At 68.7% G+C, this 17,891-nt stretch carries 13 protein-coding genes; 8 read left to right on the forward strand and 5 right to left on the reverse strand.

Going from position 1 to position 17,891, the window contains the following annotated elements:
• Positions 1 to 142: 142 nt before the first annotated feature.
• From IL992_RS20810 to IL992_RS20820, 3 genes are all read left to right on the forward strand, one after another.
• Complete coding sequence (locus IL992_RS20810) at positions 143 to 1,153, forward strand: TetR/AcrR family transcriptional regulator (RefSeq protein WP_226873421.1); 1,011 nt, start codon at positions 143 to 145, stop codon at positions 1,151 to 1,153.
• A gap of 434 nt (positions 1,154 to 1,587) precedes the next feature.
• Positions 1,588 to 3,684, forward strand: coding sequence for an RNA degradosome polyphosphate kinase (locus tag IL992_RS20815; protein ID WP_193205011.1), 2,097 nt, complete (start codon positions 1,588 to 1,590; stop codon positions 3,682 to 3,684).
• A 23-nt stretch (positions 3,685 to 3,707) separates the two neighbouring features.
• Complete coding sequence (locus IL992_RS20820; RefSeq protein WP_226873422.1) at positions 3,708 to 4,595, forward strand: NUDIX hydrolase; 888 nt, start codon at positions 3,708 to 3,710, stop codon at positions 4,593 to 4,595.
• Positions 4,596 to 4,690: 95 nt separating this feature from the next.
• Here the strand turns inward: IL992_RS20820 and IL992_RS20825 are convergent, their stop codons facing one another.
• Positions 4,691 to 5,581, reverse strand: a complete 891-nt coding sequence (locus IL992_RS20825) for an alpha/beta fold hydrolase (RefSeq protein WP_193205012.1) — start codon at positions 5,579 to 5,581, stop codon at positions 4,691 to 4,693.
• Between the two features lie 62 nt (positions 5,582 to 5,643).
• Here IL992_RS20825 and IL992_RS20830 point away from each other — a divergent pair, with 62 nt between their 5' ends.
• Entirely contained in the window at positions 5,644 to 6,195 is a 552-nt protein-coding gene (locus tag IL992_RS20830) for a helix-turn-helix domain-containing protein (RefSeq protein WP_193205013.1), read from the forward strand.
• 31 nt (positions 6,196 to 6,226) lie between these two features.
• Here IL992_RS20830 and IL992_RS48425 read toward each other — a convergent pair whose 3' ends face one another.
• Positions 6,227 to 7,684 (reverse strand): CYTH and CHAD domain-containing protein, encoded by a 1,458-nt coding sequence (locus tag IL992_RS48425; RefSeq protein ID WP_193205014.1) that lies wholly within the window; start codon positions 7,682 to 7,684, stop codon positions 6,227 to 6,229.
• 69 nt (positions 7,685 to 7,753) lie between these two features.
• Positions 7,754 to 8,512 carry a trans-aconitate 2-methyltransferase gene (locus tag IL992_RS20840; protein ID WP_226873423.1) on the reverse strand — a complete coding sequence of 253 codons (759 nt, stop codon included), beginning with the start codon at positions 8,510 to 8,512 and terminating at the stop codon, positions 7,754 to 7,756.
• 84 nt (positions 8,513 to 8,596) lie between these two features.
• Here IL992_RS20840 and IL992_RS20845 point away from each other — a divergent pair, with 84 nt between their 5' ends.
• The 4 genes from IL992_RS20845 (at position 8,597) to IL992_RS20860 (ending at position 15,950) form a co-directional block, all read left to right on the forward strand.
• Positions 8,597 to 9,121, forward strand: coding sequence for a MarR family winged helix-turn-helix transcriptional regulator (locus IL992_RS20845; RefSeq protein ID WP_193205015.1), 525 nt, complete (start codon positions 8,597 to 8,599; stop codon positions 9,119 to 9,121).
• A gap of 450 nt (positions 9,122 to 9,571) precedes the next feature.
• Positions 9,572 to 11,407, forward strand: a complete 1,836-nt coding sequence (locus tag IL992_RS46320; protein WP_226873424.1) for a trypsin-like serine peptidase — start codon at positions 9,572 to 9,574, stop codon at positions 11,405 to 11,407.
• 1,126 nt (positions 11,408 to 12,533) lie between these two features.
• On the forward strand, positions 12,534 to 14,039 hold the full coding sequence (locus tag IL992_RS46325; RefSeq protein ID WP_226873425.1) for a trypsin-like serine peptidase: 1,506 nt from the start codon (positions 12,534 to 12,536) through the stop codon (positions 14,037 to 14,039).
• 411 nt (positions 14,040 to 14,450) lie between these two features.
• Positions 14,451 to 15,950, forward strand: coding sequence for a trypsin-like serine peptidase (locus IL992_RS20860; protein ID WP_193205016.1), 1,500 nt, complete (start codon positions 14,451 to 14,453; stop codon positions 15,948 to 15,950).
• Positions 15,951 to 16,279: 329 nt separating this feature from the next.
• On the opposite strand, the gene IL992_RS20865 is transcribed toward IL992_RS20860, so the two are convergent.
• Positions 16,280 to 16,942 (reverse strand): TetR/AcrR family transcriptional regulator, encoded by a 663-nt coding sequence (locus IL992_RS20865; RefSeq protein WP_193205017.1) that lies wholly within the window; start codon positions 16,940 to 16,942, stop codon positions 16,280 to 16,282.
• Positions 16,943 to 17,105: 163 nt separating this feature from the next.
• Positions 17,106 to 17,333 (reverse strand): hypothetical protein, encoded by a 228-nt coding sequence (locus IL992_RS20870; RefSeq protein ID WP_193205018.1) that lies wholly within the window; start codon positions 17,331 to 17,333, stop codon positions 17,106 to 17,108.
• Between the last annotated feature and the right edge of the window lie 558 nt (positions 17,334 to 17,891).

Raw genomic sequence — 17,891 nt, forward strand, 5'->3', positions numbered from 1 at the left:
TACGGCCCCCGCCTCCGCGGTGGCCGTACCGGCGCGTCGGGCGACTTCTCCCCGGAAGACGGCAACCGGCCCGAACCGGGTCAGGGCCGTCGCACCCGCCATGATGGAACCCGTGAGCGAGTCTTCCCGATCCCGAAGACGCATGACCGGCGCGGAGCGGCGCGAGCAGCTGATCCAGGTCGGCCGTGCCCTGTTCGCGGACAAGGGGTTCGACGGCACCTCGGTGGAGGAGATCGCGGCCAGCGCCAAGGTGTCCAAGCCCGTGGTGTACGAGCACTTCGGCGGCAAGGAGGGCATCTACGCCGTCGTCATCGACCGGGAGATGCAGCGCCTGCTCAGCCTGGTCACCCAGGCCCTGTCGGCCTCGCACGCCCGCATCAAGCTGGAGCGGGCCGCGCTCGCCCTCCTGCAGTACATCGAGGAGAGCAGCGAGGGCTTCCGCATCCTCGTCCGCGACTCCCACGCCGCCTCGGGTACGGGCACCTTCGCCAGCCTGATCAGCGACATCGCCAGCCAGGTGGAGGACGTGCTGGCGGACGAGTTCAAGGAGCGCGGCTACGACCCCAAGCTCGCGCCGATGTACGCCCAGATGCTCGTGGGAATGACCGCCCTCACCGGCCAGTGGTGGCTCGAGGTGCGCAAACCGCGCCGCGAGGAGGTCGCCGCCCACCTGGTGAACCTGTCCTGGAACGGCCTGACCGGCCTCGATCCCAATCCCGCGCTCACCGCCGCGACGCGCGGCCTGGTCCTGTCCCCCGCCGCGGAGACCCGTACGGCGCGACCCGGCGAGCGCGACTCGAAGGAGCAGGAGAAGCTCCGCCGCGAGCAGGAGAAGGCACGCGAACGCGAACAGCGCGAACGCGCCAAGCAGCTCGAACGCCAGCAGCGCGAGCTGGAGAAGGCCAAGGAACGCGAGCAGCGCGAGCTGGAGAAAGCCAAGGAACGCGAGCAGCGCGAACGCGCCAAGGAGCTCGAACGGCAGATGAAGGAGCAGGAGAAGCTCCGCCGCGAGCAGGAGAAGGCGCAGGAGCGCGAGCAGCGCGAACGCGCCAAGGAACTCGAACGCCGCCAGCGCGAGCGGGCCAAGGAGCTGGAACGCCTGCAGCGCGAGCGGACGAAGGGCTTCGACCGGCAACAGCATGGGGAGATCTGACGGTCCCGCCGACGGCTCGCGGACGCTCGCCGGGACAGCAGGAAAGGCGGGTCGGAGACGATCGCCCGGACGGCAAGGAAAGCTGGCCGGGAAACGATCGCCGGACAGCAGGGAAGGCGGGCCGGGGGACGATCGCCGGGGCACCGCGGAATGCGACTCGTGGCGGTCGGCGACGCCATGTGAAGCGGCTCCTGGCGGTTGCCGGCGATGTCTAGCGGGGTGTCCACGAACCTTGGCCGGGTCGGTCACTGCGCCGGAAGGAACCTCCGGTCCTCGCGAAGCCCGCTCCGCTCCCTCCACCCCGGTGACCGTTGGTGGACAGCGCACTAGCAGGCGCGGCGATCAGGGGCAGCGCGGCCTGTCAGAGTCAGCCTGACGCTTTCGTTGCTACGAAGTTAACGTTCCGTTCAACGAGTTGGGGCATATTTCGTTATATGTCCGCCCAAAGCTCCCCCGCCCCTGAGCCGGAGGAGGCCGACCTCCCCGCGCACGCCCCGCTGCCCAACGACCGATTCCTCAACCGGGAGGAGAGCTGGCTCCAGTTCAACGAGCGCGTCCTGGAGTTGGCGGAGGACTCCTCGGTGCCGCTGCTCGAACGCGTCCGGTTCCTCGCCATCTTCGCGAGCAACCTGGACGAGTTCTTCCGCGTACGGGTGGCCGGGCTCAAACGGCGGATGGCGACCGGCCTGCTCCTGCGGACGACGGGCGGGCTGAAGCCGAGCGAGGCGCTGTCGCGGATCTCGACGGTCGCCGACGAGCTCGCGCGCAGGCACGCGGCGGTCTTCCACGACCGCATCTGCCCGGAGCTCGCCGAGGAGGGCATCGCGATCGTCCGCTGGGACGACCTCGCCAGGGACGAGCGGACGGCGCTGCGCAAGCTCTTCCGTGAGCGGATCCGGCCGGTCCTGACGCCGCTGGCCGTCGATCCCGCCCACCCGTTCCCGTACATCTCGGGTCTTTCACTGAACCTGGCCGTGACCGTGCGGAACCCGGCGGACGGCCACACGGTGTTCGCGCGGGTGAAGGTCCCCTCGCAGCTCCCCCGATTCGTGACCGCCTCGCCCAACCGGTTCGTCCCGATGGAGGACGTGATCGCGGCCCACCTGGGCGAGCTGTTCAAGGGCATGCAGATCGTGCAGCACCACGTCTTCCGGGTGACCAGGAACGAGGACCTGGAGATCGACGAGGACGTCACGGAGAACCTCATGAAGGCGCTGGAACGCGAGTTGCTGCGCCGCCGGTTCGGGCCGCCGGTGCGGCTGGAGGTCGAGGACACCATCACCCCCCAGGTGCTGGAACTGCTCGTGGACGAGCTGGGCGTGTCCGACAACGAGATCTACCGCCTGCCCGGGCCGCTCGACTTAACCGGGCTGCACGCCATCGCCGACCTCGACCGCCCGGAGCTCCACTACCGGCCGTTCGTCCCGGCGGAGGCGATCAGCGCCGAGGACGACCTGTTCGCCACCCTCCGCGAGCACGACATCCTCATCCACCACCCGTACGACTCGTTCGCGACGAGCGTGCAGCGGTTCGTGGAGGAGGCGGCGGCCGATCCGGACGTGCTGGCGATCAAGCAGACCCTGTACCGCACCAGCGGCGACTCCCCGATCGTGGACGCGCTGATCGACGCGGCCGAGGCGGGCAAGCAGGTCGTGGTCGTGGTGGAGATCAAGGCGAGGTTCGACGAGCACGCGAACATCTCCTGGGCGCGCAAGCTGGAGACGGCCGGGTGCCACGTCGTGTACGGCGTGCTCGGCCTCAAGACGCACTGCAAGCTGTCGATGGTGGTCCGTCAGGAGGCGGGCGGCGAACTGCGGCGCTACTGCCACATCGGCACCGGCAACTACAACCCGAAGACGGCCCGGCAGTACGAGGACTTCGGCCTGCTCACCGCCGATCCGCAGGTGGGCGAGGACGTCACGGACCTGTTCATCCACCTGACCGGCTACTCCCACCAGTCCGAGTATCGCCGGCTGCTGGTCGCGCCCGACTCGCTGCGCCAGGGCCTGCTCGCCCGGATCGAGCAGGAGATCACCCATCGGGCGGCGGGCCGCCCGGCCCGGATCCGGATCAAGACCAACTCGATGGTGGACGAGCCGGTCATCGACGCGCTGTATCGCGCCTCGCAGGCGGGGGTGCCGGTGGACCTGTGGGTGCGTGGCATCTGCACCCTCCGACCCGGCGTGCCCGGCCTGTCGGAGAACATCCGCGTACGCAGCGTGCTCGGCCGCTTCCTCGAACACTCCCGCGTGTACGAGTTCGGCGGAGGGCGGCGGCCGGAGATCTGGATCGGCAGCGCCGACCTGATGCGCCGCAACCTGGACCGGCGGGTCGAGGCGCTGGTCAAGGTCAACAGCCCGCAGCAGCGCAGGTATCTGTCCGATCTGCTCGACCTGGCGTTCCGGGACACCACCACCGCCTGGACGCTGCATTCCGACGGCAAGTGGCTGCGTCACCGGGGTGAGGTCGATCTCCAGCACCACCTGATCGCCGGGAGGCGCTGGCGCACCGTGGACGACGTGACGGAGTGACGGCCGAGGGCATGGTCAGAGGCATGGGCAAGGGCATGATCAGGGCGGCCGGGGCGGTCGTCTGGCGGGGGAAGGAGGACGACCCGGAGGTCGCCCTCGTGCACCGCCCGGCGTACGACGACTGGAGCCTGCCCAAGGGGAAGCTCAAGCACGGCGAGCACGTGATCGTGGCGGCCCTGCGCGAGGTGTGGGAGGAGACCGGCCTGCGGGTCGTGCTCGGCCGCGCGCTCCCGCCCGTGCACTACATGCACGACGGCCGGCTGAAGCGGGTGGACTACTGGCTCGCCCAGGCGCCCGGGCACCGGCATCCGATCGCCGGCGACGGGCACGAGGTCGACAAGGTCGCCTGGCTGCCGATCGAGGAGGCGCGGCGGCGACTCACCTACGCGTGGGACCGCAGCCTGCTGCGCGCCGTCGGCGCCGCGCCCCTCGTCACCACGCCGCTGATCCTGCTGCGGCACGCGCTGGCGGGTTCCCGGCAGGAGTGGAAGGGCGACGACGACCGGCGCCCGCTGGACGAGCGCGGCCGCGCCCAGGCCGAGATCCTGGCCACGGTGCTGGGGGCCTACCGCCCGGCCATCCTGGTCAGCTCGCACAGCAGGCGCTGCATGCAGACGCTCAAGCCGTACGCCGAGCGGCACGGGCTTGAGGTGCGCGAGGAGACGGCGCTGTCGGAGAGCGGTTACGACCCGCGCGAGGCGGAACGGATCGTGCGCGATCTGCTGGCCGCGCCCGAGCCGGCGGTGCTGTGCAGCCACGGCAAGATCCTGCCCGAGCTGCTGGGCATGGCCGGCGAGGCGCTGCACGGCGTGCGGACCGCCGACCACACCCTCGCCAAGGGCGGCTTCGCCGTGCTCCACCGCGCCGCCGGCAGAGACCGCGTCGTGAGCCTGGAGCGGTACGCGACCTGAGACTGGCGTGCGGTACGCGACCTGAGACTGGCGTGCGGTACGCGACCTGAGACTGGCGTGCGGTACGCGACGCGCCCGCCAAGTCACGTCGGTCGTCACAGTGCGAGGACGTCGCGGATCGCCCGCACCACTGCCTCGGGGCGGCGGAACGGCAGCGTGACGTGCCCCGCGTCCTCCACGATGCGGTTCTCACCGCGCGGGACGGAGGCGGCGAATTCGGTGTAGAGGCGCGTTTTGCCGTCGTTTTCCGCCTGAAGCAGTTCCTCGGAAATGCCCGCCGACACTGCCTGCTTGAACGGGTCGATGGCCAGCGCGGTCAAGATGATCATCGGTACGTCGGGCAACGGGCCCGCGGCGCGAATCTCATCGCGGACGGCTTCGATGTTCGCGGCCTCTCGGATACCGGTGAGCAGCCATTCACGGCTCACGTGGCCGTCGATGAGCGGCTCGCGCAGGTTGGCGGGCCAGTCGGCCATCTCCTGCTCGAACAGGACGCGGTAGAACTCCAGGATCTCTCCGGGCAGTTCGTCGGGAAGGGCGTCGGCGGGGTCCCATGCGTCCCATCGTTCGACCAGCTCGCGAGGCATGTAGGCGCGGTAATCCTCGTGGGCCGGTTCCAACAGGACAAGCCCGGCGACCTCGTCGGGGAAGCGGGTCGCGTAGTGGCGGGCGTACAGGGCGCCCAGCGAGTGTGCGGCGAACACGTAGGGGCCGGGGACTTCCGCGCTGTGCAGGAGCGCGCGGAGTTCGTCGGTGACCTCGGTGGACGCGCGAGGCAGGTCGATGCTCTCGCTCCAGCCGGTCCCGGCCCGGTCGTAGAAGACGCTGGTGGTGAAGGCGGCGGCGCGCCGCTGGGCGTCCCAGTAGTCCATGCCGACCGCACCGGCTCCGGGGAGGAACACGACGGCGGGGGCGCCGCCCCCCTCTCGATGCAGCAGCAGCTTGCGGCCGTTCACGTCGTAGTACTCGCCCAAGGGTGGCTTCATGATCCGCACTCCTCCTGCGATCCCAATTTTGGGAATGGTACCAAACGTGGAATCGTAGCGGCATGGACACCGTGACCCTGCTTTTGCATCCAGTGCGCCTGCGGATCGTGCACGCCATGTCGGGCGGACGCGCTCGTACGATCGGTGACCTGTGCGAAGACCTGGCCGACGTGCCGAGGACCACCGTCTACCGGCATGTCGGGCTGCTGGCCGAGGCGGGCGTGCTCGAAGTGGTCGGCGAGCAACGGGTGCACGGCGCGGTCGAGCGCACCTACCGGCTGCACCGGGCCCGGACGGTGATCGACCGTGACATGGCCGCGTCGATGTCACTGGAGGACCATCGCGCAGCGTTCACGACGGGGCTGGGGGTGTTGCTCAGCGAGTTCAACGCCTACCTCGACCGGGAGGGAGCGGACCCGTTCGCCGACTCGGTGGGCTATACCCAGTCCACGTACTGGCTGACGCCCGACGAGCTTGCGGACCTGATCAAGCAGGTGCGGGCCGCGATGCTGGCCCATCGGGACAACGGGCCGGCGGAGGGCCGCCGGCCGTACTTGCTGAGCCCGATCCTGTTCCCCACCGGCGGCACCACCACCACCGAAGGCCACGCATGAGAGCGCGGTACGTCGCCTGATCGAGGCGCGGTCAGGCGAGGCGGGACCAGACGGCGGGGAACTCCTCCTGGGCCCGGGCCGCCTCGGCGCTCTCGATGCCCGCGAGCACGCCGTAGGTGAAGGTGTCCTCCCCGGCCTGCCGGGCCCGTTCCGCCTCCTCCAGCAGCACGCCCTGGGCGACGACGCCGTCCTGGTGCCGTCCGAGCACCTCCTGCACCTGCTTGGCACGGTCGGCCGCGCCGGAGATGCCCGCGGCCTCCGCCGTGTATCGGGCGCGCTTGGCGGCCTTGCGCACGTCGTGCATGGCCGTCTCCCGCTCCTCGCCCTCCTCCATGCGCCGCGCCGCCTCGTAGGCGTCGGTCACCCGCCGCCAGTTCCTGTCCACGATCGTGAGCAGCGCCTTGTCGGCGTCCTTGGCCGCCGTGGCCGTCAGCGGCGGGTCGGCGGCCAGCGCGTCGAGGGCGTCGAGCAGTGCGAAGTAACGGTCCTCGCTGAGCGCGCGCCGGATGCGCTCGTACGCGTCGTGCTCCCTGGCCAGCAGGTCGTCGCCCAGCCTGCGGCGCGCGTCGGCGGTGACGAGGCGGGAGTCGAGGCCGTCGAGGCGGGTGGCGAAGCGGGCCCGGATGACCTCCAGGTCACGGGCCTCGCCCAGCACCTCGCCGAGCCACTTGAGTTCCTCCTGGAGGTCCTCGGTGCCGGCGACGATCCGCTTGAACGCCTTGAGCGCGCTGCGCAGGCGGCGGCAGGCGACCCTGGCCTTGTGGACGGCGTCCTCCTCGGCCAGCCGCACGTGCGGATCCTGCGCGAGCAGCGCGTCCACGTGAGCCCGGAGGTAGGCGACGACGACCTCTCCGGCCGAACCGGGCTCGGGACGGGTCCTCGTCGGCGGCGCGGGGATGCGGTCGCCCAGGACGCGCGCGAGTTTGCTCGCGCTGTCCGCGGGAGCGGCGCCCGCCTTGCGCAGCCGTTTGGCCACCTTCTTGAGAAGGTCGCGCTCGCCCTCCTTGAGCTCGGCCTCGACCTCGCGCCAGCGCCGCACCACCGGCTCGTCACCGAGCACCGTGCCCTTCACCCGGTCATCGGCGATCTCCACGAGCACGGTGCCGCCCGGACCGAGCAGCCGGGTGACCCCGCGCCGGGTCTCCAGCTGGGCCACCGGCGCGAGCGGGGCGCCCCGCGTGTACGCGAGGACGAGGCTCGCCAGCTCGGCGGGCACCACCTTGGCGCTGCGGGTGAGCGGCCGGGTGATCTCCTGGCGGGCGCCCTTGGCCTTGGGCAGCTTGAGGTGCCAGCCCTCGTCGTCTCCGCCGCGCCGCCGGCGCAGGGTGACGCCCCGGGCCGCCAGCCGCAGGTCGGGAGTGTCGAAGTAGACCGCGGTCAGCCGGTGGGAGAGCGGTTCTGACACTCCCTCGCACCCTGGCACACCGCTCAGGTCGGGCAGGGCGAAGCCCTCCGGAACGTCGAACTTGTCCTCGATCTCGAGCGCCACCGTTCCCCCTTATGTCCCGGTTGGCGGTCATACTGCCACGCGAAGGTGAACAGACCTCGTGAACAAACCTCACAGATGCGCGGCCACGAAGATCCGCCGGAACGGGAACGGCGTGCCGTACGGCCTGGGCGGGTAGGCGGCACGCAGGGCACGCGCGCAGTCGGCGAGGAAGGCGGCGTGCCGCTCGGCCGGCAGCCGGTCGAGCATGGGCCGCAGGGCCGTGCCCTTGATCCAGCCGAGCACCGGGTCCTCCCCGGGCAGGACATGCACGTAGGTGGTCTCCCACGCGTCCACGGTGAAGCCGAGGCCGGCGAGCAGGTCCACGTAGTCGGCAGGATCCCCGACCGGCACGCCCCGCGGCACGTCGCCCAGTTCCTCCCGCCAGGTCGTACGGCACAACTCGCGCACGACGGCGTGACTCGGCGCGTGGAAGTTGCCGGGCACCTGGAAGGCGAGCCAGCCTCCCTTGGTCAGGTGGCTCCTCCACCGGCGCAGCAGGTCGGGGTGCTCCGGGATCCACTGCAGGAGCGCGTTCGAGACGATCACGTCGACCGGTCCTGGTGGGCGCCAGTCCCGGACGTCGGCCACCTCGAACGTCGGCCCGGGCGGCGCCTTGGCGATCATCGCGGGCGAGGAGTCGACGCCGTGCACCCGGGCGCCGGGCCAGCGGTCACACAGGGTCGCCGTGAGCTCTCCGGTGCCGCAGCCGAGATCGACGACATACTCGGGCGACCTCGCCCCCACCCGGGCCACGAGTTCGTGGAAGGGACGGCCGCGCTCGGCCGCGTACCGCTCGTAGACCCCCGGATCCCAGATGTCCGCGCCCATGCCGGCCTCCTCCATTATCTTGACGTCGAGATAAATCGATATCGCGGGAGATATCTCGATGTCAAGAGAAGCTAGACTCGGCCCATGACCTTCTCGAGGCCCGTCGAGGACGAGGTGGACCGGCTGGTCGCGGCCTGGAAGCAGGAACGCCCGGACCTGGACGTGACGCCTCTCGAGGTGCTGAGCCGAGTCTCCCGGCTCAGCCGGCACCTGGAGCGCGAGCGCCGGGCGGCCTTCGCGTCCCACGACATCGAGTCGTGGGAGTTCGACGTGCTGACGGCCCTGCGCCGCGCGGGCGAGCCGTACGAGCTGAGCCCGGGAGCGCTGCTGCGCGCCACCCTGGTGACCTCGGGCACGATGACGAACCGCATCGACCGGCTGGCCGCCGCCGGATTGGTCACCCGACGGCCGGATCCCGAGGACCGGCGCGGCGTGCTGGTGCGACTGACGCCCGCCGGGATGCACCGCGTGGACGCCGCCTTCGCCGACCTGCTGCGCCGCGAACGCGAACTGCTCGCCGGCCTCGAACAGCACGAACAGCAGGCCCTCGCCGCCCTGCTGCGCACACTTCTGGTGCCCTTCGACGCCTCCGACGGGGCGGCCCACTAAGCGGTCGCACCCCCCTGTCGGCGGCCGGTCGGCGGAAAGCGGCAGTGGAGTGGCCGGACGACACCGGACTTCGCCGCCGGCAAACGCCCTCATCGCGGCCGAGAAATGCCTACACTGTCCGTTTGTCGCTTTTGATGACGAATTCTGCACTTCGTCACCCCGCTAGCGACGGCGACATCCCCCTATAAGTGTGATTTTCGTCACACATGTCGTTGGACCGATCCACATGCGCCCCAGGATCGGAGACGTACGGATGCTGCGTGATCAGCAGAGACGATGCGGACGGCGCACACCGGCACCGCCGTCGGCGCAGTGTGGAGACCCTGTGGGCACGAAGAGGAAATTCTGAAATTTCTGTTTTCAGAGGGTTTCTTCGTTATAACTTCCCTAGTTCCTTCACTGACGCATGGGGCGCAAGTGGCGCCTCACGACAGACCAGGGAGATCCACCTTGAAGCGCACTCTCGCCCTCGGCGGTGTGACGGCCGGCCTCCTGGCCTCCGCCATCGTCGCCTCCCCGGCCCAAGCCTCCGACCAAATCCCCGCCATCAACCTCGCGAACACCAACTTCGCGGCTCAGCAGGTGGCGGCGTTCTGGTTCGGCGAGGCTCGGGCCAACCTGATCAACGCCACGCCGTACAACGTCGAGACCAAGTTCCCCGCGAAGCACGTCTCGACCGGCGGGACGTCCGCCAGCAGCAAGCCCGGCGTCGTCGGGTCGAGCGGTGACCAGAAGGCCGCCACCGGCAACCTGAAGAACGTCAACCTCCCCCGCACCGTGGGCAAGGTGTTCTTCATCGGCGCCGACCACAGGCCGCACTGGTGCTCGGCGACCGCGGTGCAGAACGGGTACAAGAACCTGGTCGCGACCGCCGGTCACTGCGTCTACGACACCGACCGCAACCGGGCCACGCTGGACAAGTGGGTCTTCATCCCGGGTTACTACCAGGGCAAGACCCCGTGGGGCATCTACGTGGGTAAGACCGCGTACACGCACTACGACTACGACGTGTACGAGGACGGCGACCGCGACTACGCGTTCGTGACCGTCTACAACGGCGTCCAGGTCACCGGCGTCAGCTACGACAGGTACGGCCGGGACGACTACCGCGGGCGTGACCACGGCCGGGACGACTACCACGGGCGTGACCACGGCCGCGACGACCACGGGCGCAACGACCGTGACGAGTGGGGGCGTGGCGACCACGGCCGCGACGACCGCTACGGCCACCGCGTCGAGCGCCTGTCCGTGCGTGAGTTCCAGGCGCTGAACAGGGGCAGGGACCTCACCGGCAACGGCCCCTGGGCCAAGGGCACGGGTGTCCAGACCCGCGAGATCAGCGAGCGGCAGTACAACAGCCGCTTCGACTCGTACGTCAGCGGTGACGGCAAGACCCTGTACTTCCGCAAGAAGGTCTGGGACGACGACGACCACGGCCACGGCGGTCCGGGCCACGGCGGTCCGGGTCACAACTGGGGCGGCAACAACGGCAAGCCCGCCGCGGACGACGTGGTCCTCTTCAAGGGCGGCAACGACGACGGCCAGGGCCGGGGTAGGCCGACCAGGAGCCCGAGCCCGAGCCCCAGCCCGAGCGCGAGCCCGTCGCCGTCGCCGAGCCCCTCGCCGTCGGCTTCCCCGTCCCCGTCGCCGTCCCCCTCGCCGACCGGCAAGCCCGACTGGTGCGACGACGACCGCGGCCCCCGCGACACCTTCTCCAACGACAACGACCGTCGCGGCGGCGGCAAGGACCACTGCGACGACAACGGTCACCGGCCGAAGTACAAGTACTACGCCCGGACCTTCTGGGCGACGTACGGCCGTCACGGCCACAGGCCGCACGGCACGCTGAGGATCGCCCTGAAGGACGTGGGTCGCCTCGGCGACAACGTGGGTGGTCAGGGCTTGGCCTACAACCAGAAGATCGGCACGAACGTCTTCATGTTCGGCTACCCGAGCGGGTCGGAGCCGGACGGCAACTACCAGTTCACCGGCAAGACCATGAAGTGGGCCTACGGCAAGACGTTCAAGGCGAGCGTCCCGGCCATCAAGGGCGAGGAGCTCGTGGGCGTCAAGTCCTCCTTCACCGGTGAGGGCTCGATCGGTTCGCCGTGGCTGTACCGCTACAGCAATGCCAAGCGGCTCGGCTACCTCAACGGTGTGACCATCGGTCTCGCCGACGTGGACCGCAACGACCGCATCGACACCAGCATCTCCCCGTACTTCGACGGTGAGACGCTGGCCGTCTACAAGACCGCCGCGGCCAACTGGTCCGGCAAGATCGTCTGAGTCTTCTGACTCCTGACGGCCTCAGGAAGGGCCCGGATGGCTTGTCCATCCGGGCCCTTTCGTTTGTCGCGGAACCCCTTCGTTTGTCGCGGAACCGCTTCGTCGTCGCGGAACCGCCGTACCGGGCGAGGACGCTCCCACCTCGCCCCTGCTGTACGGCACTGCGTGCCTCCTCCACCCAGCCGCCGTCACCCAGCCGCCGTCGCCTCGGCGCCTCGGGCCGCCTCCGTGGCGGGCCCGGGAGCGCCGCCACTCGACCGGCGATGGCCGGATGCCGCTTCCGAGGGCCCCGCACGCCCGGTCCCCGCCTCGGCGGCGCCGGCGTAGGAGGCGGACCCGACCGGCGACGAACGCCGCGCTGCCCGCCTGCCTGTGGCGTCGCCCTGGTGAGTCGAGGCCCTTCCCCACGCTCAGCCGCTCGGTCCGAGCTGAAGCGGACATAAGCGAGCTTCCCGGCACAGATGCTCGCGTTTGTCCTTCCGAAATGACTGAGAAGGGCCCCGCTCCCACCTCTCCGCCTTGACAAGGCGACAACGAATGCGCGTGGAGAATTCGGCTCAGCACGACGCTGATTGGACCGATTCAATTCCCATTACTCCTTGAAAGGATCGTTCCAAAAGTCGTCACCCCCTGAGCGCGTGCGCCATATGCATGCCGGCTTCATCGGCGGAGATGAGGGTCATGCGTGACGGCGGGACCGGGAACGCGGTAGCCACATGGCGTCGTCGCCGCGTCGACGAGAGGCCGGATTGCCGCCTCCACCCCCGGTTCGGACTCGGGAGACGGAGGAAGTGACTGGTCTCGGGCATGGGGGAGCAAGCCGGCCCGACAGCGCCCCGAGGAGCCCGTTTTTGACGGGAACGGCACCCTCTCGGTTTCACCGTAGCCTGTGATTTGCGTCACATTGAGAGTCGATCTGGCCGGTCAAGAAGTTTGCAATACCCCGTAAATGATCAGCGGAAACGCACCAGAAGGCTTGAACGAGGGGCTGACGCGGAGTCGACAGCGAGCGGACAGACGCCCACAATCCCCTTACACCTCACATGACTCTCCTATACCTTTTCCCTCGTCTCTTACTGACGGATGGGGCGCAAGTGACGTCCCACGACAGACCAGGGAGAAATCCATGAAGCGCACTCTCGCCCTCGGCGGGATCGCGGCGGGCCTGCTGGCCTCTGCCGCCATCGCCGCGCCGGCTCAGGCCGCCGACGAGATCCCGGCCGTCAACCTGGCCAACACGAACTTCGCCGCCAAGCAGGTGGCGGCGTTCTGGTTCGGCGAGGCCCGGGCCAACCTGATCAACGCGACGCCGTACAACGTCGAGACGACCGTCCCCACGCGTCACGTCTCGACCGGTGGTGCTTCGGCCGACAGCAAGGCCGGTGTCGTGGGTTCGAGCGGTGACCAGAAGCCCGTCACGGCCACCCTGAAGAACGTCAACCTGCCGAAGACGACCGGCAAGGTGTTCTTCATCGGCGGCGACGGCAAGCCGCACTGGTGCTCCGCGACCGCGGTGCAGAGCGGTTACAAGAACCTGGTGGCGACCGCGGGTCACTGCGTCTACGACACGGTGAGCAACAAGGAGACCCTCGACAAGTGGGTCTTCGTTCCCGGCTACTACCAGGGCAAGACCCCGTGGGGCATCTACGTGGGTAAGACCGCGTACACCCACTACGACTACGACGTGTACGAGGACGGCGACCGCGACTACGCGTTCGTCACCGTGTACAACGGCGTCCAGGTCACCGACGTGGCCGTGGACAAGGTCAAGAACTGGGTCGACAACCGCACGTTCGAGACCAAGGCCGCGGCCGAGAAGGCTCAGCAGGAGCTGGAGCTCAAGAGCACCGGCTTCGCGGGCAAGATCGTCCCCGTGGTGGACTACGGCACGAGGGTCCCCCTCCGCACGCCGGACTCGGCGAAGGCGCCTGCCACGCGTGACCAGCTCGGCGGCAACACCGACGCGAACCGGACCACCCTGGAGAACCAGGCCAAGAACAACGGCACCTCCACGTACCAGGACAGGACGTGGGGCACCGAGGTCAGCCGGGTCTCCAAGGAGGAGTACGGCACCGGCGGTGACCACTGGTCGGCCGACGGTAAGGCCTTCTACTTCGCCAAGGACAACGGCTGGTACAAGGCGATCTACTGGGGCAACTTCGACCTCGACTACAAGCTGCGTGGCCACCTCGTGGACATCGCGCTGAAGGACGTCGGCACCCTCGGCGCCAACGTCGGTGGTCAGGGCCTGGCCTACAACCAGAAGATCGGCACGGGGATCTTCGTCTTCGGTTACCCGAGCGGGTCGCACCCGGACGGCAACTACGCCTTCACCGGCAAGACCCTCAAGTGGGCCTACGGCAAGACCTTCAAGGCCGCCGCTCCGGCGATGAAGGCCGAGGAGCTCGTGGGCATCAAGTCCTCCTTCACCGGTGAGGGCTCGATCGGTTCCTCGTGGCTGTACCGCTACAGCAGCACCAAGCGTCTTGGCTACCTGAACGGTGTGACCATCGCGGTCTCCGACACCGACGGCAACAAGCGCATCGACACCAGCGTCTCCCCGTACTTCGACGGTGAGACCCTGGCCGTCTACCAGTACGCCGCGAAGTTCGCTTCCGGCAAGATCGTCTGAGACTAGCTCTCTGACGCTCTGACTGGACCACAAGGAAAGGGCCCGGCCTCCAGCCGGGCCCTTTTCGTATGTCCGAAATCGCCTCCTCCCGGGGGCGGCCGTCAGCACGTCGAGCATCCCGGGGGAGAGGCCGCTTTGACGGGAGAGAGCCTCATCTGGTTTCACCAAAAGATGTGATTTGCATCACACTCGACACCCCTGGCGCACAAAGGGCATACCGGAACTCACCCGTGGTGATCAGCCAAAACGGTGCGGAACGCACCCGGACGAGGGATCGGCACAGCGGGGGCGGCAGCGAGCGCAAGCCGCGGATCGCTTACGCCTCGCAAAGCTCTCCTATAGCTTTCTCCTCGATCCTTCACTGACGGATGGGGCGCAAGCGGCGTCCCACGACAGACCTGGGAGAAATCCATGAAGCGCACCCTCGCTCTGGGCGGGATCGCGGCGGGCCTGCTGGCCTCCGCCGCCATCGCCGCGCCGGCTCACGCCGACTCCGACGTCGCCCCGCCCGTGAACCTGGCCAACACGAACTTCGCCGCCAAGCAGGTGGCGGCATTCTGGTACGGCCAGAACAAGGCCAACCTCATCAACGCCACCCCGTACAACGTCGAGACCACCATCCCGACCAAGCACGTGTCCACGGGTGGCGCTTCGGCCGACAGCAAGCCCGGTGTCGTGGGTTCGAGCGGCGACCAGAAGGCCGCCACGGCGACCCTGAAGAACATCAACCTGCCGAAGACCACCGGCAAGGTGTTCTTCATCGGCGGCGACGGCAAGCCGCACTGGTGCTCGGCCACCGCGGTGCAGAGCCAGTACAAGAACCTGGTCGCGACCGCCGGTCACTGCGTCTACGACACGGTGAGCAACAAGGACACCCTCGACAAGTGGGTGTTCATCCCGGGTTACTACCAGGGCAAGACCCCGTGGGGCATCTACGTGGGTAAGACCGCCTACACCCACTACGACTACGACGTGTACGAGGACGGCGACCGCGACTACGCGTTCGTCACCGTGTACAACGGCGTCCTGCCCACCAGCGTCTCGACCGACAAGGTCAAGAACTGGGTGGACAACCGCGTCTTCGAGACCAAGGCCGAGGCCGAGAAGGCCCGCAAGGACCTCGAGCTCAAGACCACCGGCTGGGCCGGCGAGATCAAGCCCGTCGTGGACCGCGAGCACCTCCGCCAGCGCGGCGAAGAGGGCGCCAAGGAGTACGTGAGCGTCGACGGCTGGTGCGAGCTCACGGGCATCGCCAAGTCCTCGATCGACACGCTGGTCCGTGGCGAGAGCACCGACAAGCGGCTCGGGCGTGACTTCGGTCTCACGATCACCCGTGTCAGCAAGCAGGAGTACGGCAACGGCGGCCCGTCGGCCGACGGCAAGGCGTACTACTTCACGAAGGACAACGGCTTCTACAAGGCCACCTTCTGGGTCCTGTTCGACGTCGACTACAAGCTGCGTGGCCACCTCGTGGACATCGCCCTCAAGGACGTCGGCACCCTCGGCGCCAACGTCGGTGGTCAGGGCCTGGCCTACAACCAGAAGATCGGCACGGGGATCTTCGTCTTCGGTTACCCGAGCGGGTCGCACCCGGACGGCAACTACGCCTTCACCGGCAAGACCCTCAAGTGGAGCTACGGCAAGACCTTCAAGGCCGCCGCTCCGTCCATGAAGGCCGAGGAGCTCGTGGGCATCAAGTCCTCCTTCACCGGTGAGGGCTCGATCGGCTCGTCCTGGCTGTACCGCTACAGCAGCACCAAGCGTCTTGGCTACCTGAACGGTGTGACCATCGCGGTCTCCGACACCGACGGCAACAAGCGCATCGACACCAGCGTCTCCCCGTACTTCGACGGTGAGACCCTGGCCGTCTACCAGTACGCCGCGAAGTTCGCTTCCGGCAAGATCGTCTGAGACTAGCTCTCTGACGCTCTGACTGGACCACAAGGAAAGGGCCCGGCCTCCAGCCGGGCCCTTTTCCCGTTTTCCGTGCTGGTGCAGAGCGCTTGGTGACTGCCTGAGGTGGCCGGCCGAGGCGGACATAGGCGCGGCAGTCCGCTCGCGTCGTCGGCAGGCTCCGGATCCGCATGATCTTGATGAAGTCGGCCACAGCACCAAGTCGCCGCGTCGAGTTCGGCCAGGGTGTGCACGGCCGGCCAAAGCAGCTCGTCTGCTGGAGTAGTCCGTCGGCGGAGGCGTATCGCGGGACGAATTCTGGGCCGGGAGCGGGCCCGCCTGAGATCTCATTCCATGGCGGCATGCCGTGCGTGCGGAAGACCGGCCGCCGACGGACCCTGATCCGGACGGCGGGCCGGAGACGCGAGGACGATCTCCCGTGCCGCGCGTACCGTGGCCGCGAAGGCGGCCGGGTCCCGGCCGATGCGTTCGGCGCTCGCGCGCATGACACCCGACAGCAGCTCCACCGTGAGGTGCACGTCGCCGAGGTCGTGGAACTCTCCGCGCGCGATGCCGGCCCTGACGACGTTCTCCACCTCGACCACGATCGCGTGGAACGGGCTGTCCGGCTCCTTTGGTACCTCGGCGGCCGGCGGACCGGAGCCCGGCCGGAACATCAGCTGCATGATCTGGTCCGTGAATGCCTCCAGGACCGCCACGATGATCTCCCGCATCCGCTCTGCGGCGGGGTCCGCGGACCGCGCGGCGATCGCGGCCACACGCTCGACCGCGGGTCGGGCCGCCCGCTGGGTCAGCGCCAGGACCAGCGCGCTCTTGTCGCGGGCGTAGTTGTACAGCGTGTTGCGCGCGAGCCCGGCCCGGGCCGCGATGTGGCCCATGTTGATCGAGTCGAAGTCGCGCTCCAGCATCAGCTGCCGCATCGCCTCGGCGAGGTCGGCCCACACGATCTCGTTGTGCTCCTCGATGCCGGCTCCCCGGATCCGCGGCATTCGATCACCCTCTCCCATTGCGGCTTCCCTGTCGCCCCGGTCTGCCTCCCGCCCCGCGCGTGACCACCTCTCGCCCGCACGGCGGCCGTACGCCTCGCGCCCCGCTTCACCTCCCGCCCGGCGCTTGAGCCGGTGATCCTGTACGGGGTGGAGGCGCGGCGGCTTACACAGTGGCTCCCTGCGGGGAGTGGCGGCGCAGGTTGGCGGCGATGACACGGTCGAGCGTGCGGTCGGACAGCAGCCGAGTCAGGCGGGTGATGAGCGCGGCATCCCGGCCAGTGGTGTAGCGGGTGCGCGGCTTATGGGTCGTCACAGCTTTCGCGATGACCCGGGCGGCGACATCGGCGGTCACGCCCGATGCGGTGCCCGAGGCCATCAGCGTGTTGATCACCTGGACCAGGGTGCCAGCGCTCGTCCTGCTCCGGCGTCATCTGGGCGGCCAGCCGGTTCGCCGTCGCGATCCCGCGGGCAACCATCTCCGTGCGGACGCCGCCGAGTCGCCCCGGACTCACCTCCGACCTCGACGAGAGCATGGGAATCGACATGCGGCGGCGCCTTCCCTGCGTCCGCCTTCCCGAGTGCCACTGCCTGGTCTGACCAGTTTCGACGAGATTGGGCTCTTTTCAGTTTCGCCTCAAACTGTGATTTGCGTCACACAGCATCCTGAACCGTTCCATTACCCAAGGTAAGGAAGGTCGGCGACTGCCGTAGATGATCAGCCAAAACGTCGTAGAGGGCCACCATGCGCGTCCATGGCGCCGTCTCGCCAGCCGGAGAACGAAGGCCGCGATACCTCTTACACCACCCTTATTCCTCCTATACCTTTCTCCTCGTTCCTTCACTGACGCATGGGGCGCAAGTGACGTCCCACGACAGACCAGGGAGAAATCCATGAAGCGCACTCTCGCCCTCGGCGGGATCGCGGCGGGCCTGCTGGCCTCCGCCGCCA

This window comes from Microbispora sitophila, from assembly GCF_014892245.1.
Lineage (GTDB): Bacteria > Actinomycetota > Actinomycetes > Streptosporangiales > Streptosporangiaceae > Microbispora > Microbispora siamensis.

What these genes read in the sequence shown, in the direction of transcription:
- IL992_RS20830 (WP_193205013.1), top strand. Translation starts at nt 5,644, where the DNA reads ATGGACACCGTGACCCTGCTTTTGCATCCAGTGCGCCTGCGGATCGTG.
- IL992_RS46325 (WP_226873425.1), top strand. Translation starts at nt 12,534, where the DNA reads ATGAAGCGCACTCTCGCCCTCGGCGGGATCGCGGCGGGCCTGCTGGCC.
- IL992_RS20820 (WP_226873422.1), top strand. Translation starts at nt 3,708, where the DNA reads ATGGGCAAGGGCATGATCAGGGCGGCCGGGGCGGTCGTCTGGCGGGGG.
- IL992_RS20815 (WP_193205011.1), top strand. Translation starts at nt 1,588, where the DNA reads ATGTCCGCCCAAAGCTCCCCCGCCCCTGAGCCGGAGGAGGCCGACCTC.
- IL992_RS20865 (WP_193205017.1), bottom strand. Translation starts at nt 16,942, where the DNA reads ATGCCGCGGATCCGGGGAGCCGGCATCGAGGAGCACAACGAGATCGTG.
- IL992_RS20810 (WP_226873421.1), top strand. Translation starts at nt 143, where the DNA reads ATGACCGGCGCGGAGCGGCGCGAGCAGCTGATCCAGGTCGGCCGTGCC.
- IL992_RS20845 (WP_193205015.1), top strand. Translation starts at nt 8,597, where the DNA reads ATGACCTTCTCGAGGCCCGTCGAGGACGAGGTGGACCGGCTGGTCGCG.
- IL992_RS20840 (WP_226873423.1), bottom strand. Translation starts at nt 8,512, where the DNA reads ATGGGCGCGGACATCTGGGATCCGGGGGTCTACGAGCGGTACGCGGCC.
- IL992_RS20825 (WP_193205012.1), bottom strand. Translation starts at nt 5,581, where the DNA reads ATGAAGCCACCCTTGGGCGAGTACTACGACGTGAACGGCCGCAAGCTG.
- IL992_RS20860 (WP_193205016.1), top strand. Translation starts at nt 14,451, where the DNA reads ATGAAGCGCACCCTCGCTCTGGGCGGGATCGCGGCGGGCCTGCTGGCC.